Origin of the sequence: Aeromonas sp. 602200, assembly GCF_049173895.1 — a bacterium.
In the GTDB taxonomy this organism is placed as follows: domain Bacteria; phylum Pseudomonadota; class Gammaproteobacteria; order Enterobacterales; family Aeromonadaceae; genus Aeromonas; species Aeromonas veronii_A.
The window spans coordinates 391594-414776 of sequence record NZ_JAAKSL010000002.1 but is presented as its reverse complement, the minus strand read 5'-3'; the positions used below and the strand labels follow the sequence as shown (position 1 = coordinate 414776).

General features: G+C 54.6%; 15 protein-coding genes, 1 pseudogene and 1 CRISPR repeat array (1 of these 17 running past the window's edge). Of the genes and pseudogenes, 10 read left to right on the top strand and 6 right to left on the bottom strand.

Annotated features, from left to right (window positions below):
• Positions 1-3316: direct repeats of the CRISPR family, unit length 29 nt; unit sequence CTGCTCCCCGCGCACGCGGGGATGAACCG (it extends 1537 nt beyond the left edge of the window).
• A gap of 1085 nt (positions 3317-4401) precedes the next feature.
• Genes G5221_RS04905 through G5221_RS04885 form a run of 5 tightly spaced genes read left to right on the top strand, consistent with a single transcriptional unit; the run spans position 4402 to position 6243 of the window.
• Positions 4402-4719, top strand: a complete 318-nt coding sequence (locus tag G5221_RS04905) for a hypothetical protein (protein WP_416034196.1) — start codon at positions 4402-4404, stop codon at positions 4717-4719.
• Positions 4716-4943: a GcrA family cell cycle regulator gene (locus G5221_RS04900; RefSeq protein ID WP_236269202.1), complete on the top strand. Its 228-nt coding sequence runs from the start codon at positions 4716-4718 to the stop codon at positions 4941-4943. Before G5221_RS04905 ends, G5221_RS04900 begins: the two co-directional genes overlap by 4 nt.
• Complete coding sequence (locus G5221_RS04895) at positions 4915-5181, top strand: hypothetical protein (protein ID WP_421262916.1); 267 nt, start codon at positions 4915-4917, stop codon at positions 5179-5181. The genes G5221_RS04900 and G5221_RS04895 overlap by 29 nt, the downstream gene beginning before the upstream one ends.
• Positions 5174-5719 (top strand): Rha family transcriptional regulator, encoded by a 546-nt coding sequence (locus G5221_RS04890; protein ID WP_421262915.1) that lies wholly within the window; start codon positions 5174-5176, stop codon positions 5717-5719. The genes G5221_RS04895 and G5221_RS04890 overlap by 8 nt, the downstream gene beginning before the upstream one ends.
• The gene (locus G5221_RS04885; RefSeq protein ID WP_421262914.1) at positions 5716-6243 is read left to right on the top strand and encodes a phage N-6-adenine-methyltransferase; all 528 of its coding nucleotides are present in this window, start codon (positions 5716-5718) and stop codon (positions 6241-6243) included. The genes G5221_RS04890 and G5221_RS04885 overlap by 4 nt, the downstream gene beginning before the upstream one ends.
• 39 nt (positions 6244-6282) lie before the next feature.
• Here G5221_RS04885 and G5221_RS04880 read toward each other — a convergent pair whose 3' ends face one another.
• Both G5221_RS04880 and glk read right to left on the bottom strand, forming a co-directional pair.
• Positions 6283-7299, bottom strand: a complete 1017-nt coding sequence (locus tag G5221_RS04880; RefSeq protein ID WP_100653273.1) for a tyrosine-type recombinase/integrase — start codon at positions 7297-7299, stop codon at positions 6283-6285.
• Positions 7300-7662: 363 nt separating this feature from the next.
• Positions 7663-8634, bottom strand: a pseudogene (glk, locus tag G5221_RS04875) (glucokinase); the annotation flags it as partial.
• Positions 8635-8978: 344 nt separating this feature from the next.
• Between glk and G5221_RS04870 the strand changes: the two are divergent.
• From G5221_RS04870 to G5221_RS04855, 4 genes are all read left to right on the top strand, one after another.
• Positions 8979-9836 carry a MurR/RpiR family transcriptional regulator gene (locus tag G5221_RS04870; protein WP_005347620.1) on the top strand — a complete coding sequence of 286 codons (858 nt, stop codon included), beginning with the start codon at positions 8979-8981 and terminating at the stop codon, positions 9834-9836.
• Positions 9837-10010: 174 nt separating this feature from the next.
• Positions 10011-11450 carry a pyruvate kinase gene (gene pyk / locus G5221_RS04865; RefSeq protein WP_266134250.1) on the top strand — a complete coding sequence of 480 codons (1440 nt, stop codon included), beginning with the start codon at positions 10011-10013 and terminating at the stop codon, positions 11448-11450.
• Between the two features lie 203 nt (positions 11451-11653).
• A complete protein-coding gene (befA, locus tag G5221_RS04860; protein WP_005347598.1) occupies positions 11654-12430 on the top strand; it encodes a beta cell expansion factor BefA in 777 nt (258 codons plus the stop codon).
• 224 nt (positions 12431-12654) lie between these two features.
• Positions 12655-14991 carry a YgiQ family radical SAM protein gene (locus tag G5221_RS04855; RefSeq protein WP_421262913.1) on the top strand — a complete coding sequence of 779 codons (2337 nt, stop codon included), beginning with the start codon at positions 12655-12657 and terminating at the stop codon, positions 14989-14991.
• A gap of 101 nt (positions 14992-15092) precedes the next feature.
• Here G5221_RS04855 and G5221_RS04850 read toward each other — a convergent pair whose 3' ends face one another.
• From G5221_RS04850 to G5221_RS04835, 4 genes are all read right to left on the bottom strand, one after another.
• Complete coding sequence (locus G5221_RS04850; RefSeq protein ID WP_421262912.1) at positions 15093-18359, bottom strand: hypothetical protein; 3267 nt, start codon at positions 18357-18359, stop codon at positions 15093-15095.
• A gap of 397 nt (positions 18360-18756) precedes the next feature.
• Positions 18757-20256: a histidine-type phosphatase gene (locus G5221_RS04845; RefSeq protein WP_421262911.1), complete on the bottom strand. Its 1500-nt coding sequence runs from the start codon at positions 20254-20256 to the stop codon at positions 18757-18759.
• 286 nt (positions 20257-20542) lie between these two features.
• A complete protein-coding gene (locus tag G5221_RS04840) occupies positions 20543-21121 on the bottom strand; it encodes a hypothetical protein (RefSeq protein ID WP_421262910.1) in 579 nt (192 codons plus the stop codon).
• Between the two features lie 423 nt (positions 21122-21544).
• Positions 21545-22153: a short chain dehydrogenase gene (locus tag G5221_RS04835; protein ID WP_043818848.1), complete on the bottom strand. Its 609-nt coding sequence runs from the start codon at positions 22151-22153 to the stop codon at positions 21545-21547.
• Between the two features lie 105 nt (positions 22154-22258).
• Between G5221_RS04835 and G5221_RS04830 the strand changes: the two genes are divergently transcribed.
• Positions 22259-23140, top strand: coding sequence for a LysR family transcriptional regulator (locus tag G5221_RS04830; RefSeq protein WP_376898777.1), 882 nt, complete (start codon positions 22259-22261; stop codon positions 23138-23140).
• Positions 23141-23183 lie beyond the last annotated feature (43 nt).

Here is a 23183-nt window from a genome sequence, read left to right as displayed (position 1 = left end):
GCACGCGGGGATGAAGAACGCGAGGCCCGTGAGCGCATCGAGACGCTTGGCTGCTCCCCGCGCACGCGGGGATGAACCGCCTGGCCAGCGCGACCTGCGCCGCATGCCGCACTGCTCCCCGCGCACGCGGGGATGAACCGCGCATACAGCGTGCTTTTCGCACCAGAGATGACTGCTCCCCGCGCACGCGGGGATGAACCGTTACATATCTTGGGACACTGGATTAGACTGCCCTGCTCCCCGCGCACGCGGGGATGAACCGTGCATTGTGGAGCGGATTGATGACCAATAACGCTGCTCCCCGCGCACGCGGGGATGAACCGATGAGGCCGCGCGCTTCGTTTCGTGTCATTTCCTGCTCCCCGCGCACGCGGGGATGAACCGTTAATGGTTTCGGCCAACAGCAGGGGCAAGAACTGCTCCCCGCGCACGCGGGGATGAACCGCATGAGAACGGCATCCAGCCGTATAGTGCCGACTGCTCCCCGCGCACGCGGGGATGAACCGGCCAATCATTGATTCCTCCTTGATGACTTCAACTGCTCCCCGCGCACGCGGGGATGAACCGCGCTGCGCCTTGACGATGCCGAGCGCCAAGTGCTGCTCCCCGCGCACGCGGGGATGAACCGCCATCGCATAACAAGGGTTCCGGCAGCAATGGCTGCTCCCCGCGCACGCGGGGATGAACCGTGGACTCCTACCGCGACAATCGCAGCTGGGGCCTGCTCCCCGCGCACGCGGGGATGAACCGCTGCTGCAGGGTCACAACGTCTACGGGCCAGACCTGCTCCCCGCGCACGCGGGGATGAACCGCGCCATCATGACATACTGAACGGATAGCATGGCTGCTCCCCGCGCACGCGGGGATGAACCGTTCTGGCTCTCATCGATGATGACCAGGCTCTTCTGCTCCCCGCGCACGCGGGGATGAACCGTGTTGGTGGTGCATGGTATTGGCATGAATTCACTGCTCCCCGCGCACGCGGGGATGAACCGGCTGCTTCACGCTACGGAATCCGCTACGACCACTGCTCCCCGCGCACGCGGGGATGAACCGGCGATGTATGTCGGTCTGTGCAGTACCGAAGCCTGCTCCCCGCGCACGCGGGGATGAACCGGCATGGTGTTGTTGCGGGAGTGAGCGAAGCAACTGCTCCCCGCGCACGCGGGGATGAACCGCAAGGTCAGTCTTTTTCATGCCAATGTTCTTACTGCTCCCCGCGCACGCGGGGATGAACCGGTGAACAGCGGCAGAGCGGCCAGTCTCGATCTCTGCTCCCCGCGCACGCGGGGATGAACCGATTGCGAAAAACAACTCGGATGCGACGATCGACTGCTCCCCGCGCACGCGGGGATGAACCGCGTGGCGGTGGCTCTGGCCCTGGTCGTTCTTGCCTGCTCCCCGCGCACGCGGGGATGAACCGTCCGATGCAGCGCCGGTACGAACCTGTCTCGCCTGCCCCCCGCGCACGCGGGGATGAACCGATCGACATCACCCGCACTTCGACCATCAGCCACTGCTCCCCGCGCACGCGGGGATGAACCGTACATGGAACTGAGCCCGGCAAAGGCTCTCCGCTGCTCCCCGCGCACGCGGGGATGAACCGCTGTCCATCGTGCTCGATTCGCTCCGCTCCGACTGCTCCCCGCGCACGCGGGGATGAACCGCGCGGCGTCAAAACCCCGAAGATTGTGGAAGCCTGCTCCCCGCGTACGCGGGGATGAACCGTGATTTCGGGCGGCGAGTGCTGGGTTGATGGTCTGCTCCCCGCGCACGCGGGGATGAACCGAAGCGTTTGCCCGGCAGGGCGTTGAGCTGTTCCTGCTCCCCGCGCACGCGGGGATGAACCGGCTCGGCCCCGGCACATCGGCGGCGCTGACGTCTGCTCCCCGCGCACGCGGGGATGAACCGGCCAATATGGCACTAGTTCGACCGGTACTGTTCTGCTCCCCGCGCACGCGGGGATGAACCGAGCAGACGCCCCGATTTGATGGTGGTCAGGGCCTGCTCCCCGCGCACGCGGGGATGAACCGTATTAGTACCGGTAGAAACAGCAGGGCCGGTACTGCTCCCCGCGCACGCGGGGATGAACCGGCGACATGCCACGCCATCAGCCCCTCCTGCTCCTGCTCCCCGCGCACGCGGGGATGAACCGCGTGGCGGTGGCTCTGGCCCTGGTCGTTCTTGCCTGCTCCCCGCGCACGCGGGGATGAACCGTCGGCGATGATGTCATTGCTCGCTTTGTCAATCTGCTCCCCGCGCACGCGGGGATGAACCGTACATGGAACTGAGCCCGGCAAAGGCTCTCCGCTGCTCCCCGCGCACGCGGGGATGAACCGCGGTACAGGCTCGCGCTAGTGAGATGGGTGTTCTGCTCCCCGCGCACGCGGGGATGAACCGCTGTCCATCGTGCTCGATTCGCTCCGCTCCGACTGCTCCCCGCGCACGCGGGGATGAACCGTCTGTAGGCGGTGCCATCAACCTTGGCTCAAACTGCTCCCCGCGCACGCGGGGATGAACCGCTCCATGCCATCCCGGTTGTCTCTATGTGGGACTGCTCCCCGCGCACGCGGGGATGAACCGGTGTGAGCAGTCGGTTTTCAGATCGATGACATCTGCTCCCCGCGCACGCGGGGATGAACCGTCAGCGCAGCTTGGGCGTGCAGAGACCCCGACCTGCTCCCCGCGCACGCGGGGATGAACCGTCGATGATGGGGTTGATGTAGATATCATCCAGCTGCTCCCCGCGCACGCGGGGATGAACCGAGTACGGTCACGCAGTTGTGAGTTAGGGTCCACTGCTCCCCGCGCACGCGGGGATGAACCGAGTCTGGCGAGTTTTCATTTGTGCTGTTCAAGCTGCTCCCCGCGCACGCGGGGATGAACCGCGGTCGAGGATGCCATCAACCGCCGGTTGCAGCTGCTCCCCGCGCACGTGGGGATGAACCGTGGGCATTCCGCCAAGTGCTGTCGATGTTTGGCTGCTCCCCGCGCACGTAGGGATGAACCGTTTGGCGGTAGGATTGATATATCCAGCCTGCGCTGCTCCCCGCGCACGCGGGGATGAACCGATGCAGGACGCCACCGGCACCGCCTCCAAAGACTGCTCCCCGCGTACGCGGGGATGAACCGCCTCGGTACTCGGGATCGGATGACAGACCCCACTACTCCCCGCGCACGCGGGGATGAACCGTACGTGGCCAAGAAGATTGACTGCTTCGCCATCCGCTCCCCGCACCCGTGGGGATGAACCGTATGTGAAGGGCCAGCCATACAGGGAGTGGCACCTGCTCCCCGCGCACGCGGGGATGAACCGTATGTAGATGTTGAGCTTGATCCCGTGCGGCGCCCTTCCCCACACTCGTTGGGATGGAGACCAGCTACAACTCTAAGTGCTCAAATGTCTACCGGCTAATCAACGATGGCCACAGTGCGGAGGACGCATCCCGAATGCTTGGCCTACCGCTGCGAACGGTTAACGACATCCTGGGGATCGAGGAATAAACAAAGGGGCTCACGGCCCCTTTGTTATTGGTTCATCCAGTGTAACCACTATCTCGACAGACTCACCGAAGTGAAGGCGGGCGAGTCTGATTAGTTCTGCCACATCTGGGTAGTTGTCACGGACGTACTGACGCCGTTCCTCCAGTGACATTTCAGCGGACACGCGGCCCCCCTTTTTTCAATTCACTTGGCCACCCCTCAAGAGTCGTAAACCCTTAAAGTTTAAGCCGTTTAAGAATCCTTCCAACTTTTACTTCGCCCCTGCGTGCGAAGCAAACGCAGAGGGGCGTGCTAAAGCCGCTTGAGCCTCTTAAAAAGTGAATTGAGGGTAGCATTTTTTTGACCAAAAGACAAAGACGATTGTTTGTTTTGTTGTGTCCATCACACCCTTTAGACCTTTGGCTATGCTGTATAAAAATACACTAGCCCGTTTATGTTCTTTGAGATTGCAACGGGGTGAGTGTGTGGTATGTTTTTTATGCCTTGGTGTGAGAGGGAACTATGCCGAAAAAAACCAAACTGACGAACGAGCAACTTGATTGGCTCCGTTCGTTACCGCCAGAGAGCTTACCAGTACAGGCCGAGCGAGTAGGTGTGTGTGTTGACACCCTCAAAAGGATCTTGGTGCGCGAAGGCATCAGAGAGTTTGACGGCGCGAAGTTTGTCGCCCCTCTCAAGGTCAACTATTGGACTCGTCCATGCCTGTTCTGCAAGAAGTGCGTGAAGCGCCCGAAGTGGCAATTCATCTGCGACAGGTGTGCGAGGTCGATGAAGCAACGGGATAACTAACAAGGATCGTTATGTTGAAACAGCAGGCCCGCAGTGCCCTTGAGGGGTACTTCGATGTCACGCTCACCCAGTTGGCCGAGCGGCATCCATTCACTTATGCGGGCATCAATGAAGTTGGCCGAGCGGCATCCATTCACCTACGCGGGCGTCAACGAAGATGGCTGCGTGGACATCTTCATCTACTACGTTGAGCCCAACGAAGAGGTCATTCACCTCGACTTGGCTATCTTGAGCCACGCGCATGGTCTCAGTGGTGTGACCCTCAAGCATTGCATTCTCGTCTCCAATCAAGGCCCGAGTTTGCGTTACGAGTTCTTCACCAACTTGGCCCAAGCAAGACTCCCCATCCTGCCACATCACCCGCTTGGGATGATGATGCCGGTCGTGTCCGTGCCGGTGGCCTCATTGCAGGAGATCCCAGCATGAGCACCACCCTTGAGCACTGGAAGCGCCTTGTCACCCAGAAGCACCTGTTCTATCGCCCGTCCTTCACCTTCCAGTGGACGGATGAACTGGACGCCCGCCTGAAAGAGTGCATCGAGGAAGGTCTGTCGTATGGCCGCATCAACATTCTCTTGGGCCTGTCACCTGATGACGCCGTTATCGGGCGGCGGTGGTGGTGTGAACGAGCGAATGACCGGAGGGGCTGACCTAGTGGGGACGCCCCTTCTTCATGTCGAGGCCAAGCGCGTGGAGCGCCTCAACTTCTTGGAGGCGATGGCGCAAGCAGAGCGCAGCTTGGCCAAAAGCAGAGGGCCGGAAGTGCCGGTGGTCATCAACCGGCGCAACCGAATGACAACAGACGACAGCCTAGTCGTGATGCGCCTCAAGCACTGGCGCATTCTCTACTTGGCTCTCTTACATCTTGAAGGGATTCATCATGTTTGAAGTCACAGCGAATACCGTGGAAGACCAACTGGAGGAGGGGGTGTTCCGCGCATTGGTTTCGGTCAAAGGCGATCAGATAGTGACCAACTCTCGCATCATTGCGGAGGCTTTTGGGAGAAGTCACAAGAACGTACTTAGGGCCATCCGGCAGCTTAGCTGTAGTGATGAGTTTAGGTCGCTCAATTTTGAGCCGCTTGATTTCATTGATAAAAATGGCGACATACAACCTCAGTACCTGATTACTCGCAACGGCTGTGTGTTCCTTATCATGGGCTTTACAGGAGCCAAAGCAGGCGCATTCAAAGAGGCGTTCATCAACGCCTTCGACTGGATGGAAACCATGATCCGCAAGCGTGACGAGTTGAATCGGCGCATCAACGAGCACACTCTCGGCGCAATGGACTCGGCAAACGAGGGGAGTTTCCACGGGCGCGGGTTGGCAAAGCGCAGGATTGATAAGCGCACCTTGGCTCTCGAAGAGTTCCAACTCCGAGGGGAGGCGCAACATAGCCTCTCGTTAACATTGGGGGCGCAATGAACCGCGACCACTATCGCACACCGAGACCGGTGTTCCAGTACATGGCGGCCCGCTATCCGTTGGTTGTGGACGTTGCGGCCAGTGTCATCAATACCCAGTTGCCCATCTTCATAGACGAGCGCCACAACGCCTTGGCTACGCCGTGGACGTGGTTCGCTATGCCTGGGGAGTATGCGTGGTGCAATCCGCCGTACAGCAACATTGGCCCATGGGTGGACGCAGCGAACGAGGCCAGAGCGGAAGGCATCGGGACGGTCATGCTGGTCATGCTCGACCAATCAACCGGCTGGTTTAAGAAAGCGAAGGCGACTTGTCAGGAGGTGGTGGTTGTAACAGGCGGGCGCTTGTCCTTCCTGCACCCCGAGACCGGCGAACCGGCGCGAGGCAACAACAAGGGCAGCATGTTCTTGGTGTGGCACCTCTTCGGTCGGGGCGCTATGCAGACGAGCTACGTGGAGCGGGACGCCCTCATGGCTTGCAATGACGCTCCATTGCTACCGGTGAAGGCCGTCTCTTCGTTCTAATAGAAAGCCCCTCAATCGAGGGGCTTTTTGTTGGCATGGTCAATCCCAATTTTCTTCTTTCACTTGGCCAACCTCGGTTCGCCGGACTCCCTTCATCTTGGCTCTCGCTACCTCCACCATCGGTTGTGTGTAGCGCATGACGGTCTTTTTATCTCGGTGGCCCGTGAACATCATTACATCCGAGACGGTTAGGCCGAAAAAGTTCTGAGCCCTGGTGATAAAGCCGTGCCGGAAGTTGTGAGGGTGGACATGATCTCCAAGTCCTGCCTTCTCGCGGGATCTAATGAACATGACACTGATGCCATTAGGGCGACTAAATCGGCAGAGTCGCTCGGTATCCTTACGACCACTCTCCAAATGCTCTTTGATGACTTGCTCCAGCAAGAGTCTGCAATCATCGGTAAAGGTTCTCATTCGTTCGTCATGTGTTTTCGCATCGGGGAAGTCTGCAATGTTATCCTCCAGCCGCACATCGCAGGGACGCAAACTCCAGATCTCTGCTCGCCGCCAGCCGCTCTCCATCAAGAGTCGAATTATCCAGCGGTTCTTTTCCCTTGTGGCTTCTAGTAGCGCCTTGTAATCCGAGGCGGTAATAGGGCGCTTAACCGAAGTGATTTCGCCCTTTACCTTGAGGTTGGCAAGCGGGTTAGACTCCACTCGTTTGAGCAACGACTTGAGGTAGATTACCTCACGGCGGATCGTATTCCAGTGTCGTGTCTTCAATGCCTTCTCTATGTATTTATCCACATCGCTTTGGGTCAGTCGCTCTGGGATGCTCTTACCGAATGTTGGCTTGAGGTGCTTATAGTGACCCTCTTCGCGCTCGATAGTCGATGGCCCAACAGCTCTTAGTAGGTGTGCTTTGTGCAGGTCATCAACAGTCACTGACTCTGGCACGTTACAAACAACTGCGTTCCTTGACTCAACCTTATCGGCCCACACTCTTGCTTCCTCCATGGAAGGGAATGTCTTCTGTAATCTCTCTGATTTTGAACCGTTTTTCACCAAAATACGAACTCTGATCGTTCCACTTTTCAGTGTGTCGAAACTTGCCATGATGTCTCTCCTTGTTCATCAATAACCCGAAAAGCAAATCAAATTGTTCGGGTGACTGTTTTAATGTACATAAGGGGTGATACCGAGACAACATTTAGGTTGCTGCGACCATGAGATTGGTCACATGTGGTCATGAGGGTGGGTTAGCGAAGTTACAAGTGACTGCTTTTGAAGCAAAAAAAACCGGCCAAAAGGCCGGTTGAAACAGTTCAGGCTTGTCAGGTGACAAACGTATCCAGCGGATGAGAGTCGCTTTCCACTCCTTGTGAAGTACAACCCTCTTGGTTACGTGCCACTACTATATGCCATCCACACTGAATCGATGCTGAACCACGGATGTTTCAGTTTCACTCCACCTTACAATCAGATGGTAATCCCCATCGACTGGCGCAGGTAAGCGCCAGCGCCGAGCAGGCCAGGCCCTTCATGGGTGATCAGGAATACCGGAATATCCTTGAGGTAGGATTTGAAACGGCCCTTGTCTTCAAAGGCAACCCGGAAACCGGAACTGGTGAAGAACTCCTGGAAGCGCGGCACTATCCCACCCGCAATATAGACGCCGCCAAAGGTGCCCATATTGAGCGCCAGGTTGCCGGCAAAGCGGCCCATCAGCACGCAGAACAGGCTCAGGGTGCGGCGGCAATCCAGACACTCGCCCGCCAGCGCACGTTCGGTAATGTCTTTAGGGGCGAACGGCTCCGGCTCACGACCATCGGATTTCACCAGCCCGCGATAGAGATTGACCAAGCCCGGGCCGGATAAGAAACGCTCGGCCGAGACATGGCCCAGTTCGCCTCGCATTACTTGCAGCACCGCATCTTCCTCTTCGGTGTTGGCGGCAAAATCCACATGACCCCCTTCGCCCGGCAGGCTCAACCACTGATCGCCCGCCTTGACCAGATGCGCAACCCCAAGGCCGGTGCCCGCTCCATAGATGGCGATGGGTTTGCCAGCTACCGGTGCGGCGCCGCCCAGCTGGATGCGATCCGATTCGGCCAATACCGGTACCGCCATCGAGACCGCGGTAAAGTCGTTGATTACTTGCAGGCGCGCCAGCCCGAGATTGCTCTGCATCTCGCTGATGGAGAACTCCCAGCTGTGGTTGGTCATGGCGACCCAGTCACCATTGATGGGGCAGGCGATGGCGATGCAGGCTTCAGCCACCTCGACCTTGTGTTCCTCCAGATAGAGGCGAACCACGGCTTCAAGGCTGGGATGGGCCAGACCTGAGTAGGTCTTTGCCTGAGAGATAGTACCGGTGGCCAGCTCACACAGGGCCAGACGTGCATTGGTACCGCCGACATCGCCGACCAGCGCATGGGTATGCTGCATAACAACTCCTTCGTTACAGGATGGGGACGACTGTGGTGTCCCGAGATTATTGTTGGATTATGACGGCCCATTCTATCCGAGCTCAGGCTCACTCACCCGCCGGATCGATACAAACGTGCGCCTGCTCACAGTGTTGTTGCTTTGCAACATTTGTAAGCGGTTTCACAGTGAGGTGACGTTTTGTAACGAAAAGTACGAAATAATTAGAGATGAGTCATACTTTGTACGGCAGGCGTTAGTTGCGATAAGCGCTTGTCTTGTATAGTCATCAGCTTGATTGGAAACCTGCTTAGCCGTAGATTTAGTGCAAAGACACTGAAGCTAAATTACAAAAACGTCTGGTGGTGATGATGAATACCCTTGATAAAATTACGAACAACCTGGAAAGTTTCAGTAAATCAGAACGCAAGGTTGCCGAGGTGATCCTGGCGTCTCCCCAGACCGCCATCCACTCCAGCATCGCCGCCCTGGCCAAAATGGCCGACGTCAGTGAACCGACCGTCAACCGTTTTTGCCGTCGCCTCGATACCAAAGGCTTCCCCGATTTCAAACTCCATCTGGCCCAGAGCCTGGCCAATGGCACTCCTTACGTCAATCGTCATGTGGAAGCAGAAGACGGCCCCGATACCTACACGGCCAAAATCTTCGAATCCACCATGGCTTGTCTGGATGCAGCCAAGAACAGCCTGGATATCTCGGCCATCAACCGCTGTGTCGATATCCTGACCCAGTCCAAGAAGATAAGCTTCTTTGGTCTTGGTGCCTCCTCAGCCGTTGCCCGCGATGCCCAGAACAAGTTCTTCCGCTTCAATATTCCGGTGGTGAGCTTTGACGATATCGTCATGATGCGCATGAGCTGCATCAACAGCAGCGAAGGGGACGTGGTGGTGCTGATCTCCCATACCGGCCGCACCAAGGCGCTGGTCGAGATCGCCGCGCTGGCGCGCGAGAACGACGCCACAGTGATCGGCATGACCGCCAAGGATTCCCCACTGGCGCGCGAGTGCAACCTGGTGCTCTCCATGGATGTGCCGGAAGATACCGATGTCTACATGCCGATGGCTTCCCGCATCGCGCAGCTGGCGCTGGTGGATGTGCTGGCAACCGGATTTACCCTGCGCCGGGGGATGAAATTTCGTGAAAACCTGAAGAAGGTAAAAGAGGGATTGCGCGAATCCCGCTTTGAAACACCACACTCTTCCTGAATCGTCGGGGGCTTTGGCCCCCGACTGTCTATGCCACCCTCCTTGGTGTAGTCTTGATGTGGTATTGTAACTTAATAACAAAAACCACCCGGATGGTTTGCAAGCGGGTGCATCGAGCCATCGGTTTGATGGGGCAGAATCTCAAGTTATCTCAACTTCATATTGGAGTCTTTCATGCCTAGACGTACAAAGATTGTAACCACACTTGGTCCGGCCACCGACCGCGAAGGGATCCTCGAAGGGATTATCCGCGCTGGCGCCGACATGGTGCGGATGAACTTCTCTCACGGCACTCCTGAAGATCATATCCAGCGCGCCAATCAGGTGCGTGACATTGCTGCCAAGCTCGGCCGCCACGTTGCCATCATGGGTGACCTGCAAGGCCCGAAAATCCGTGTATCCACCTTCAAGGATGGCAAGATCTATCTCGCCATCGGTGACAAGTTCGTGCTGGATGCAGCCCTGGGCAAGGGTGAAGGCTGTCAGGAGCAGGTTGGTATCGACTACAAGAGCCTGCCAAATGATGTGGTGCCGGGTGACATCCTGCTGCTGGACGATGGCCGTGTACAACTGAAAGTCGAGAGCGTGGAAGGCACCCGCATCCATACCACTGTGACCGTGGCGGGCCCTCTCTCCAACAACAAGGGCATCAACAAGAAAGGGGGCGGTCTCTCCGCGCCAGCCCTGACCGAGAAAGACAAGGAAGATATCAAGACAGCCGCGCTGATGAACGTGGATTATCTGGCCGTCTCCTTCCCGCGCTGCGGTGATGATCTGCGTTACGCCCGCGAACTGGCTCGCGAAGCTGGCTCCAATGCCAAGATCGTGGCCAAGGTCGAGCGCGCCGAGACCGTCGCCACCGATGAGGCGATGGAAGATATCATCCTCGGCTCTGATGCCGTGATGGTCGCCCGTGGCGATCTGGGCGTCGAGATCGGTGACCCCGAGCTGGTTGGTGTACAGAAGAAGCTGATCCGTCACTCCCGTCGTCTCAACCGTGTGGTGATCACCGCCACCCAGATGATGGAATCGATGATCAATGCGCCGCTGCCGACTCGTGCCGAAGTGATGGACGTCGCCAACGCCGTGCTGGATGGTACCGATGCGGTGATGCTCTCTGCCGAAACCGCTGCCGGTCAGTTCCCCATCGAAACGGTCACCTCCATGGCAAGCGTCTGTGTCGGTGCCGAAAAGCACCCGAGCCTGAACGTCTCCAACCACCGCATGAGCTACACCTTCACCTCGGTGGAAGAGGCGGTTGCCATGTCCACCATGTACGCAGCCAACCACCTGGAAGGGGTCAAGGCGATCGTGGCGCTGACCGAATCGGGCACCACGCCGCTGCTGATGTCCCGTATCAGCTCCGGTCTGCCGATCTTCGCCATGTCCCCCCACAACAAGACCCTGGCCTGGGCCAACCTCTACCGTGGTGTGACCCCGGTGCTGTTCGACGGTGACGAGACCAAACCGGTCTACGAAGTGTGCCGCGACGCGCTGGCCGTGCTCAAGGATAAGGGGCTGCTGCAAAGCGGGGACATGGTACTGCTGACCCACGGTGACAAGATGGAAACCGTCGGCAGTACCAACACCTGCAAGGTGATGATGGTCGAATAAGCCCGTCCGGTTTTACAGTGTTCAACAAGGCTGCTCCTCTCTGATGAGCAGCCTTTTTATTTCGGGCTGTGGCGGGATAAACAGGACTCAATGATTGCTTAACCCGATTCCCCTTCCGATAATGCGGGAGTGGTTTTCACCGGGTAGCCTGTTGTAGGGGATCGCAGGATAACCCAGACACTCGACAATACGGGAGTGAAAAAATGAACAAGCGTAACTGGTTGCTGGCCCTGTCACTGACGTTGGTGGTGTCACCCAGCCATGCCGACTGGGAGAAACTGAAGGCTGCCGCCGCCGATCTCGGCACCGCCGTGAGTGAGACTGGCAAGGAGGTATGGCAGGATGTCAGCGACTTCTCCAAAAAGAGCTGGGCCTCCATCTCTGCCTGGGGTGAAGAGGCGTTCAACACCGCCGGGGTCTGGACCGACAAGAGCATCGCCACCGGCAAGGAGTGGCTGAAGGTAGCCGACAAGAAGCTCGACGAGATGCTGGAGCCCAAAACCCCGCAAGAGGCGCGGGTGGCGCTCAACACCATGGCCGACACGGCACTGGTGCGCCTGTTCAATGAACAGCCTTCAGCCAAGTTGCTGTTTGACAAGGCGTATGGCTACGCAGTATTCGATTCGCGCAAGTTCTCCCTGATGCTGCATACCAATCAGGGCGCCGGGGTGGCCATCAATCGCAAGAGTGGCAAACACACCTATATGAAGATGTTTGGCGCGGGGCTGGCGGCCGGTATCGGTGGCAAGTTCTATCAGCAGGTGATCCTGTTTGAAGACAAGGCCAGATTCGATGCCTTCGTGACCCAGGGGTGGGAGGCCACTTCCGAAGTGGGTGTGGTAGCTGGCAAGGAGAGCGCCGAGCTGACCGCCAAATACAACGGTGGCATGGCCATCTACCAGATCGGCGAGAAGGGATTGCTGTTCGATGCCAACATCTCCGGCTCCAAATACTGGATCGACAAGGATCTGAGTCAGTAACCATTCAGGCGGTGAGCCCCCCGCATTGGCCCGGCTCACCGTGCGGCAGTTGCAGTCAAAGATCGCCCGCACTCATCCTGCGGGCGTGCTTGTTTGTGGTGGCGTGATGCGGATGTTGGATGGCAAAGCGCCTTTTCCCGCGCGAATGCTGGGGACAAAAAGCCATCGCTCCCCTTGGCCGCAACCGGTATAATGCGCGACCCGAATTTTTCCAGGTGTTCAAAATGCAGCCGGTACCCAACCTTTTCTCCTATCCCCGCTATTGGGCCGAGTGCTACGGCACGGCGCCCTTCCTGCCCATGTCCCGCAAAGAGATGGACAAGCTGGGTTGGGACAGCTGCGACGTCATTCTGGTGACGGGGGATGCCTACGTGGATCACCCGAGCTTCGGCATGGCGGTCATCGGCCGCATGCTGGAGGCGCAGGGCTTTCGGGTCGGCATCATCGCCCAGCCGGACTGGTCATCTAAGGATGACTTTATGCGTCTGGGCAAACCGAACCTCTTCTTCGGGGTGACCGCGGGCAACATGGACTCCATGATCAACCGCTACACCTCCGACAAGAAGCTGCGCCACGACGACGCCTATACCCCGGGGGATGTGGGTGGCAAGCGGCCGGATCGCGCCACCCTGGTCTATACCCAGCGCTGCAAGGAGGCCTTCAAGGAGGTGCCCGTCGTTATCGGCGGCATCGAGGCATCCTTACGCCGTATCGCCCACTACGACTACTGGTCCGAGACCATCCGACGCTCCATCCTGCTCGATGCCAAGGCCGATATCCTGATCTACGGCAACGCCGAGCGGCCGCTGGTGGAAGTGGCTCACCGCATCGCTGCGGGGGAGACCATCGACACCATGCAGGATATTCGCGGCACTGCCGTCATCCGCAAGGAGCCGCTGCCGGGCTGGAAAGGGGTGGATTCGAGCAAGCTCGACCAGATTGGCCGCATCGATCCCATCATGAACCCTTATATGGAAGGGGCCCCATGCTCTGACGATGCGACCGAAGCGGCCCCTGCCGCGCAGGAAGCCCAGCCTGTGCTGGTGCAGCCGCCCAAGCCCAAGCCGTGGGAAAAAACCTATGTGAAGCTGCCGGCATTCGAGCGGGTGAAAGAGGACAAGGTGCTCTACGCCCACGCCTCGCGCATTCTGCACCACGAGACCAACCCCGGCTGTGCGCGCGCCCTGTCGCAGGCTCACGGCGATCGCATCGTCTGGGTCAACCCGCCTGCTTTCCCGCTGGAAACCGAGGAGATGGACGGCGTATTCGGCCTGCCCTACCAGCGGGTGCCGCATCCGGCCTATGGCAACGAGAAGATCCCCGCCTTCGAGATGATCAAGACCTCGGTCAACATCATGCGCGGCTGCTTTGGCGGCTGCTCCTTCTGCTCCATCACCGAGCACGAAGGGCGCATCATCCAGAGCCGCTCGGAAGAGTCGATCCTGAAAGAGATCGAAGATATCCGCGACAAGGTGCCGGGCTTTACCGGCGTCATCTCGGATCTCGGCGGCCCCACCGCCAACATGTACAAGCTGCGCTGCAAGAGCCCCAAGGCCGAGCAGACCTGCCGTCGCGCCTCCTGTGTCTGGCCCACCATCTGCCCGCACATGGACACCGACCACAGCCCGACCATCAACCTCTATCGCAAGGCGCGCGACCTCAAGGGGATCAAGAAGATCCTCATCGCCTCCGGCGTGCGTTACGACATCGCGGTGGAAGATCCCCGCTATATCAAGGAGCTGGCCAAGTACCACGTCGGCGGCTACCTCAAGATCGCGCCGGAACACACCGAGGAGGGGCCGCTCTCCAAGATGATGAAGCCGGGCATGGGCAGCTACTACCAGTTCAAGGAGCTGTTCGACAAATACTCCAAAGAGGCGGGCAAGCAGCAGTACCTGATCCCCTACTTTATCTCCGCCCACCCGGGCACCACAGATGAAGACATGGTCAATCTGGCGCTCTGGGTCAAAGAGAACCGCTTCAAGCTCGATCAGGTGCAGAACTTCTACCCGTCGCCGCTCGCCAACGCCACCACCATGTATTACACGGAGAAAAACCCGTTAAACAAGGTGAGCCGCGAGGGGGGCGATGTGTTTGTCGCCAAGGGCGAGCGCCGTCGCCGCCTGCACAAGGCGCTGCTGCGCTACCACGATCCGGCTGGCTGGCCGATGATCCGCGAAGCCCTGCTCGCCATGGGCAAGGGCCACCTGATTGGCAACGGCCCCGGCTGTCTGGTGCCGCCAGAAGGTAGGAATGAGCGGCGCAACGAGCGCACCGCCAGCGGCAAGGGGATGAAACCGGCCCTGACTCGCCATAGCAACATCAGTCACCAGCGTGGCAATGGCACAGGCAGCAAGCCGGTGGGTTCCCAGCTGCAGAAAGGCGCTGGCAACGGCAAACCGGCCGCACAGGGCGAAGGCAAGAATGCTGGTAAGGGTAAACCTGCCGGAAAACCCGCTCATAAGGGCAAGGCGCCAACCCGCGCAGGCTCTGCCAAACCCGCCGCTCAGGGCGGCAAGCCTGCGGCCAAAGGAAATGGAGCCAAGCGACCGGCACGGTAATATTCTCTGATTGGAAAGCGATAGAAAACAAAAAGGCGACCAGATGGTCGCCTTTTTATTAGGGGGAAATTTAAACGATAACTATCTAATAAATTATTCTCTTAAATACTTTTGATTTCTGTTTGGATAATTTCCAAATCATCTGAAAAAACAATGTCCATCCAATAATTTATAGATAAAACTCCAACATTCTCGACTTCAGATGATTCGTAATGTATTTCAACAAATTGTGATTCATCTACCTTCCCAAACTCGATACATTTGAATGAATTATGGGATGTCAGGAAACTGCAATTTAAATCCGAGAAATGAATGCTATATACAATAATGTTTCCTATATGGCATAAATAATCCATTCCATAACCATCAATAAATGAGATGCTAAATTCATCAGAGATTTCTTTATTATGCCTGGCTTCGAAAACTAAATTATTTAACTCTGCGCATCCTGAAAGCAATATGGGGTTATTAATGCTTTTGCTCTGTTTTATAATATATCTTATATTGTCATCTGCACTATCATAAGATATTGAGTTGGATATTTTGCATTGTAATATCTTTCTTAAGATATTGGTTTTTATATCATTATCAGTTAATGTTTTTAACCAATCTTCCTCATTCATTGCTCTGTTTGCATCGATGTTCTTAGCAATGTTTTCTTTTAAATAGCCATTTATATTCAATTTAAATAAGTTGTTATTTAAACGACTCCCATTGAAATTAACAGATTCAAATAAATTCATCGGGAATTCTGTGGTATAGTCTTTATGTATAATCACTTCGGAACAAACTAAACCAAATTTTATTAGCACTTCTTCATCAATTTCGGCTTCTGCGACAATTTTATTTTTGCGTTGGTTTATCTGAGAAATGACATTTTGAATTGAGACTTTAAAGTTGTCTAGATTTTTATTAAATTCTTCTTTAGATATAAGAAATGTTTTATCTATTGTATCGGAAATCCTAATCCACTCATTTAAGTCACGAACAAGAGAGTCTTTATCTTGATGGCGGAATATATTTGAAAAAACAACTTCAAAGAATTTATGACTGAGTTGCCATTGGTTATTTGAGAATGAAACGGCGATTTCTACATAAGCACTAGTCATGCTATTAACATCATCGCGCCCCCAGCCAGAATAGATACGACCTGATACTCTTCGTTGCTCATTCACGCGGCTAAAGAGTTCAAGGTTTTTAGAAAGCCATGATCCATAACTATCAACACCATAATTTGGATAGTCTCGATGTCTAATATAGGCCATAAGGATATCACTAGCACTAGATATTGACTTCTCCCTATTACGTATTGATCCTGTTGGATGAATAGGATCACCTGAAAGCAGTGCTTTGACAAAACCCCTTAATTTAATATCGTCATTCAAGTTTGGCTTGAGTAGTATATAACAAGCCGTGATGATTCTAAGGTCAAATGCTGCATTCTTAAGTGCGATGTAGAATGCTGACTGAAGATTAAAATCACGATTGTTCAAAATTGTTATCCATGGCTCTTCATCTTGGTTCTTAAATAAAAAATTGTGAGTAACCAATTCTGAGATCCACGTATACTCTAAATAGTTCTGATCATAAGATCTGACCGATAGCTTCTCATGCCAGTTGTTTAGCATATCAACGCCCCAGCCTGTAGCCTCAATATTGTTATATCTCAAAGCTGATATGATCGTATGAGCTGTGAATTCTAGGTGAGTAAGTAATAGGGGCAGTGTATCTTTGAGGTCATCGATATTTTTGTTTTTAGGCTCAAGATGATCAAGCCAGGACTCCCATGCTCCCACAAAATGAAAAAGTACATCCTCATACTTATTAGCTATTCTAATATCTAATGATGATGAACTGTATGATCGCCATTCCATTAATAGCGACCAAGTATAGTAACTTCCTTGAATTAAGGAATGGCCTTCACGATCAACTAATTTTTCTCGACCCCAGAATATACGTTTGTGTAGATAAATAATCTCATCAAAAAAATCTATGTTATCTGGTATTAACTCAACAGCTGACTTTGCGACCTCATAGTATTGAATCATTATTTCGTCTAGATAGCTTCTACTAAAAAAACTTGCCGTAGGTAATAATATCCAGTTGTCATCTTTATTATCATCATTAAAAAAACTTAAGGCAGAAGATATTTCTATATGCCATTTTACAATGTTTGATAATGAATCTTTAAATTCGCTAAAATTTTTTTCTCTAATTGAGTCATTTGTGCTGCCAACAAAACCAAGCATCATCGATGTAAGGCTTTTATCAAGGCTCTCATCGTGTTTTTTTGTTTTAAAACTGAATTTGATTAATGCTTTTGATAGCCATCCAACTTTTATTCCTGTATATCTAAAAAGAACAAGTTTTCTCTCATTCTTAGTAGTGAGGATAGGTTGCAGAACAAATTTTATTTCAACGTTTAAATCAATATCTGGCCAAGAGATACCAATATTATTTGTTAGCCATTTGCCAATGTGATGGTTTTTTATAAAGTGAGCAAGCTTTATTTTATAGTAATAGTATTGAATGATTTTATTTATTATTGAAAAATAGACATTGCTAACGTGGGCTTGATCTTTTGAAGACGATGTAATTTCACTATATTTATCACTATTATAGTCATACGTGCTAATTTTAAGGATTTTTTCATCGGGGTTTGCTAAGAGATCATTTTTAATGCTATTAATTAATAGCAAGGTACGCATTCTATTCCTAATATCAATTTCACATAACTCATGAATTGTGAATCGGATAACTAATCTGTCCCGTTTTGTTTCATCAAGCATTAGAAAAGTAGAGACGAAAAACCAACACGTTAACAGCAGATTGAACGTTAACCAAAGAGCTGTTGTTATACATATTGCTAGGTAGGTTGATGTATTAACACCAGCCTTTAAAAAATATCCAATAATAATAAAAATTGAGAGACTTAGCCCACTCAAACCGGCAAACATAAAACCAGAGTACATTTGGTATATAGGGAATAATATTTTTTTTGCCGATTTGTTTTGAAATAAAATGCCAATTAAACCTATAACAAGGGGATAAACAACACCAACAATTGTTAGCTGGCCAGCTAGGAATCCATCTTGCCATTCAATGAGCTCTGGCCAATTAGGGAGATAAATTATAGCAATTGGAGCAATCTTACTTTTCCAAAGGAATAAGCTTGCGGTCAATAAAATGGCAAGAATAAACATCAATAGAATATAGTAATTATGTCTTTTAGACCAACGTAATATATTATATTCTAAGAAACTCCATTTACTGGATAGAAAAGTTTTGTTTTTATAAATGGTTTCATTAATATTTTTATGTACTTGATACTCAAGTGAATTTAATAATCTCTCAATTTTCAAAAACACTTAAATACCTCCAGTACCAAATATGCCACATTGCACCAAACCATTAGCATTAAAAGAAATATGGGACACCCATCTTTCTGTGTGAGGCCTATCACAACCAATTTCCACGCTACCGCCAGTGGATTACAGCTTCCAATATGCTCCCTTGATCCGCGATAGCAGCAACCCATCGCAGCTCAACAGGTTCTGAATGGCCATGGTAAGCCAAACGAAACTGCCGAGGCGAGCCTTAAAATGACTTAACTATCAGAAATTAATCGTTTTTTGAGCTTGATCAGCAAATGGAGCCGGAAGGCGGCTTTATCGCCATATCTCGCTTTGACAAGCAGGGAAGGGGAGTGAATTGGGGCGACCCGCTGGTCGCCCCTGGTGATTGCCATATTTGGCGCGCTAGGGGTTAGCCGTTATAGCCGTAGCAGCGCTTGAGCTCCTCGAAGTCGTAGTAGTGGCTGCTGCTCTGGTAGGGCTGGCAGCCCGCTTTAAAGGCGATCTCCTTTTCGTTGTAGAGCATCTTGACCAGCACTTGCCGTTGCCCGTTCTGATAGATATCCCACTGAATATTGGCGGTATAGGGGGAGACCCAGCCGCCGCGCCACTCGTTGTTCTGCTGGCTGAACAGCTGATCCGGGCTGGCCCCCTGACGGCTCCCTTCCAGCTTCATCAGGGCGGCGAGGGGGATAATAGCCTCGGCGTGGGCAAAGCGCAGGGTGGCCCGTCGGCTCTGCTCGCCCTCCACTACCTGACGCTGCACCTCGCCAAACAGGCCGTCGAGCAGCGGCTGGGCAATGGCGTAGGGGGCGCTCTGGTTGGCAAAGCTCGGCCCCTTCTCGTAGAAATCTTCCGCATCGGAGAGGTAGGAGAACCAGGCAGACTCTTCCGGGGTGAGGAACTGCTCCAGCGCCCAAGGCTCGCTGCCCTGAGCCTGCGCTTCGCGGATCATGCCGGGGCCGATGATAAAGAGGTTGTAGAGCATCAGGGCGGCATCCACCTCGTCGTGCACATAGGTCATGCCGCCATCTTCCGGGTTGACGGCGACAAACTCGACGCCGCCCGCCAGATAGTCGACAAAGCCCTTGCTGTAGATACGCTCCAGCATGCTGCGAGCCATCTCTTTGGTCTTGCTCAGGTTTTTAAGCTGATCCAGCGCTCTCGCCAGCTCGGGGGCCGGGGCGATTGCGGCATCTTCGTCGCCGATAAAGCGCTGGTAGCTCTCATAGGCGGGCAGGTAGCGGGCGTAATCCCCCTCGGGCGTGGTCTTGTGGAAGTAGAGCTCGAATTTGTTGACCAGCTTTTTGTCGATCTTCGAGGGGTCATCTTGCTTGAGGTAGCACTGCGCCGAGTCACTGACATAGCTCACGTCGCGCTTGAGGCTCTCCATAAAGTAGAAGGCGCTTTCGTTGGCCCTGTCCTTGCCCGAGGTGACCACCTTGATGCAGTGGGGCTCGCTGCTGTTGAGCAGGGTCGGCAGCCGCGCCGCCAGTCGGGTGGCGAGATTGGCGTGCTCCTCCTTGCCCAGCGCCGAGAGCAGGCCATAGCCCAGTTTCTGGTTGGCGGCAGTCACCAGATCGACCTTGCCTCCCAGCCCCTGCCCGAGGGGGGTGAGCGCCCCCTGACGCTGCGCCTCTTCCCAGACCAGCTTGGTCAGCACGTCATATTTCGGGCTGGAGAGGGAGCGCGAGCCGTGGCGCGCCACCATTTCGGTAAAGACCGGGCTGAACCCCTGGGGCGCTGGCTCGTAGCTCTCCGCCTGCTGCTGCGGGCTGTAGACCGCTTTGGTGCTGTATTGATAGGCGGTTTTGCCCTGGCTGTCGGCAGACGATTCGTTCTCTGACTGGCAGCCGCCAAGCAAGACCAGCGAGACGGCCAAAGCCACATAAGAAGAGCGCGGGAAAGTCATGATGTTCCTTATCTATCCATATGAAAAGTAAGTGAAAAACTCTATGACTTGAAAATGACCGCGGGATGTCAGCCAGATGACAGGCTGATGACTTCTGATAAAGCAGTAAGCAAGGGGAGGGGCAGAGGATGGCTATAGGGAGGGCAATAGAGGCTCAACCAACCACTGCGCCGGTCACGGCTGAGTGGTCAGTGAGCGCGTTTGGGATGGGGGCTTATTGTCTTACCTCCTGCCCCGTCATCTTGAGCCAAAGGGGGGCAATTAAAGGTTGCCAATTAAGGGTTGCTCAATACCACGCCAATAAGGCATCGAACATGCGGGTATGGGTCACTTGCAGGTTTGCCGCCTTGGTAGAAATGGCTGCGCTATAGAGCTGGACGCCGGGTTCGTTATGACTCTGCACCAGATAGTTTTTATGGCGACAGGTCCCGTAGAGGGAGAGGCTTTTTCTCGCGCAGTGGCCAAGAAACAGTACCCCACCAAGGCCGAGCATAAGGCCACATATATCCAGCTGATTGATATCCATCAGATTGACGGCGGGCAGGGCAAATTGTGCCTCGGCCTGCTGCGCGAGTTCATAGAGTGACACGGCAAACATGGCGCCGCAGAGCAGCAGTTTGAGGCGGGCGAGGCTGGTGAGTTTGGTCTGCATTATTTCCGGCGAGATAAAATAGAGATTCTCCAGATGTCGCCTCTGTTCCTTGATAAGGATCCCGCGCACATTGACATCAACCTCGACCTGGGTTGATTCGCGATAGACCAATCCCTGCTTTTCCCACTCGTCCGCCAGCATGGCAACCAGCACCGGATAGACGACAATGGCCAGGCCGCAATAGATCGGCAGCGCATGATATCCGCTGGACATCAGTCCAACTGACAATATTGCGAATATATAGGGCGACAAGGCTTTGAGTGCAATTGATGATTTCATCGTTATACATCCATAAATAACGCGTTTTATAAGTGCCGATAGCGCACAGGTAATAGTGGCCGCTCCAATAAGCAGCGGCCAAACAGGGCGTTGGTCAGCGGTAATCCATTCCTGCAAATGGCCTGAAATAGTCCCTTTGCTCGGTAACAGGGAGAAGAGCGCCATAGTAAGCCAAACGAGGCCACTCTGACAGTGACCCGGATGACATAAATCTGTGTGCCGCCGTCGAAATGAAATCATATTCTGTCGCTACTCCGGTTCCTCTATGCAAAAAGCCCCGAGAGCAGGGCGCTTTCGGGGAAGAGGAAAAACATCGACAAGGAATTACAAAGGCATTGGGGTCAGGCCTGAAAAAGATCAGGCATCGACATAGAGCACCTGACCGCTAATAAAGCCATCGACGGAGCGCTCAAACGCCTTGCCGACCAAAGCGCCCGGCACCGGCTGGAAGCCCGGCATCATCTCGCCATATACGTCCCACGCCTCTTCCAGTACGGTCGGGTTGACCACATTGATGCGAATGCCACGGGGCAGCTCGTGGGCCACGCACTGGACAAAGGTATCGATGGCGCCGCTGGTGGTGGCATCGGCAATGGCCAGCGGGATCGGCTTGATATTGAGGATGCCGGAGATCAGGGTGAAGGAGCCCCCCTGATTGATGTAGTTGAGGCCGACATTGACCAGATTGATCTGCCCCATCAGCTTGCTCTGGATGGTGGTTTGCCACTGCTCGTCACTCATCTCGCCAAAGGGGGCGTATTCGCAATAGCCGGCGGTATTGACCACCGCATCGAAGGAGCCCACGTTTTGGTAGAGCCGCTCGATGGACTCTCTGCTGGTGATATCCACCTGAAAATCACACCCCTCGCCGGAGCGGCTGGCGGTAATGACCTTGTGCTTGCCCAGACCACTGAGGGCGGCTTGCCCCATTTTCCCCTGAGCACCAATCAGAATGACAGTTTTCATCGTTAACCTCGCTTTGCTGGAAGAGCTGCAAGGTTAGAGAGCCACTGATACAATGTAAATAATGGGTGGTTTGTATGTGATACAACTTTAATTGGTGAGGTAAGGGTGGAGAAGATCGATATCAGGCAGATGCGGGTGCTGGTGCTGCTGGTGAGATACAAGAGTGTGTCGCGGGTGGCCGAGCTGCTGGAGATCTCCCAACAGGGGGTGAGCAGCCATCTGAAAAAGCTGCGCGATATCTTTCCCGCCGAGCTCTTTATCCGCCAGAGCGCCGGGTTGCAGCCGACCGACTACGCTTGCGAGCTGGCTGACAAGTTCGAGCAGATCCTGGCCGATATCGACGGGGTCTTTGTGGCTGCCCCCTTCGATCCCGCCAGCAGCGAGCGCACCTTCAGGGTGATGGCCAACGAATATGCCCAGCTCGCCATTATCCCAAGGCTGGCGAGCGCCCTGCGCACTCAGGCGCCCTCCATCCGGCTCGATGTGGTGGATTTTCAGGCCGAACTCCATCTGGACGCGCTGGCCAGTGGCGAGGTCGATCTGGTGATTGGCTTTGATGCCTATCTCGACCCGGGGTTGCTGCGCGCCACCCTGCGCCGGGATCACTACTGCTGCGTGCTGCGCCGCGACTCCCGATATCTTCCGGACAATGCTCTGCAGGATCTGGCGGCCATCCCCTTTGTGCAGTTCGCCAACAGCGTCGGCAATTTCGAAGGGCAGATGAGCCCGCAGCAGGTTGCCAGCGCGGCGGTGGCGACGCTCCCCTGTTACACCTCGCTGCAAGCCTTTATGTCGGTCAATGACGTAGCGGCCTGCATCCCGTCAGCCATCGCCGCCCTCGGGGATTTTCGCACCGTGGAGCTGGCCGGGGCGCCCCAGCCGTTCGAGGTGGTGGTCGGCAGACACCGCAAAAGTCAGGGCAATTTGGCCATCGAGTGGCTGGCCGAGGTGATCAAGTCGGTCTGCGATCTTGCCATGCCCGGATAACGTCGCCGTTTGCACAGAGCGGCCGCCACCAGCCAGTGCGCTA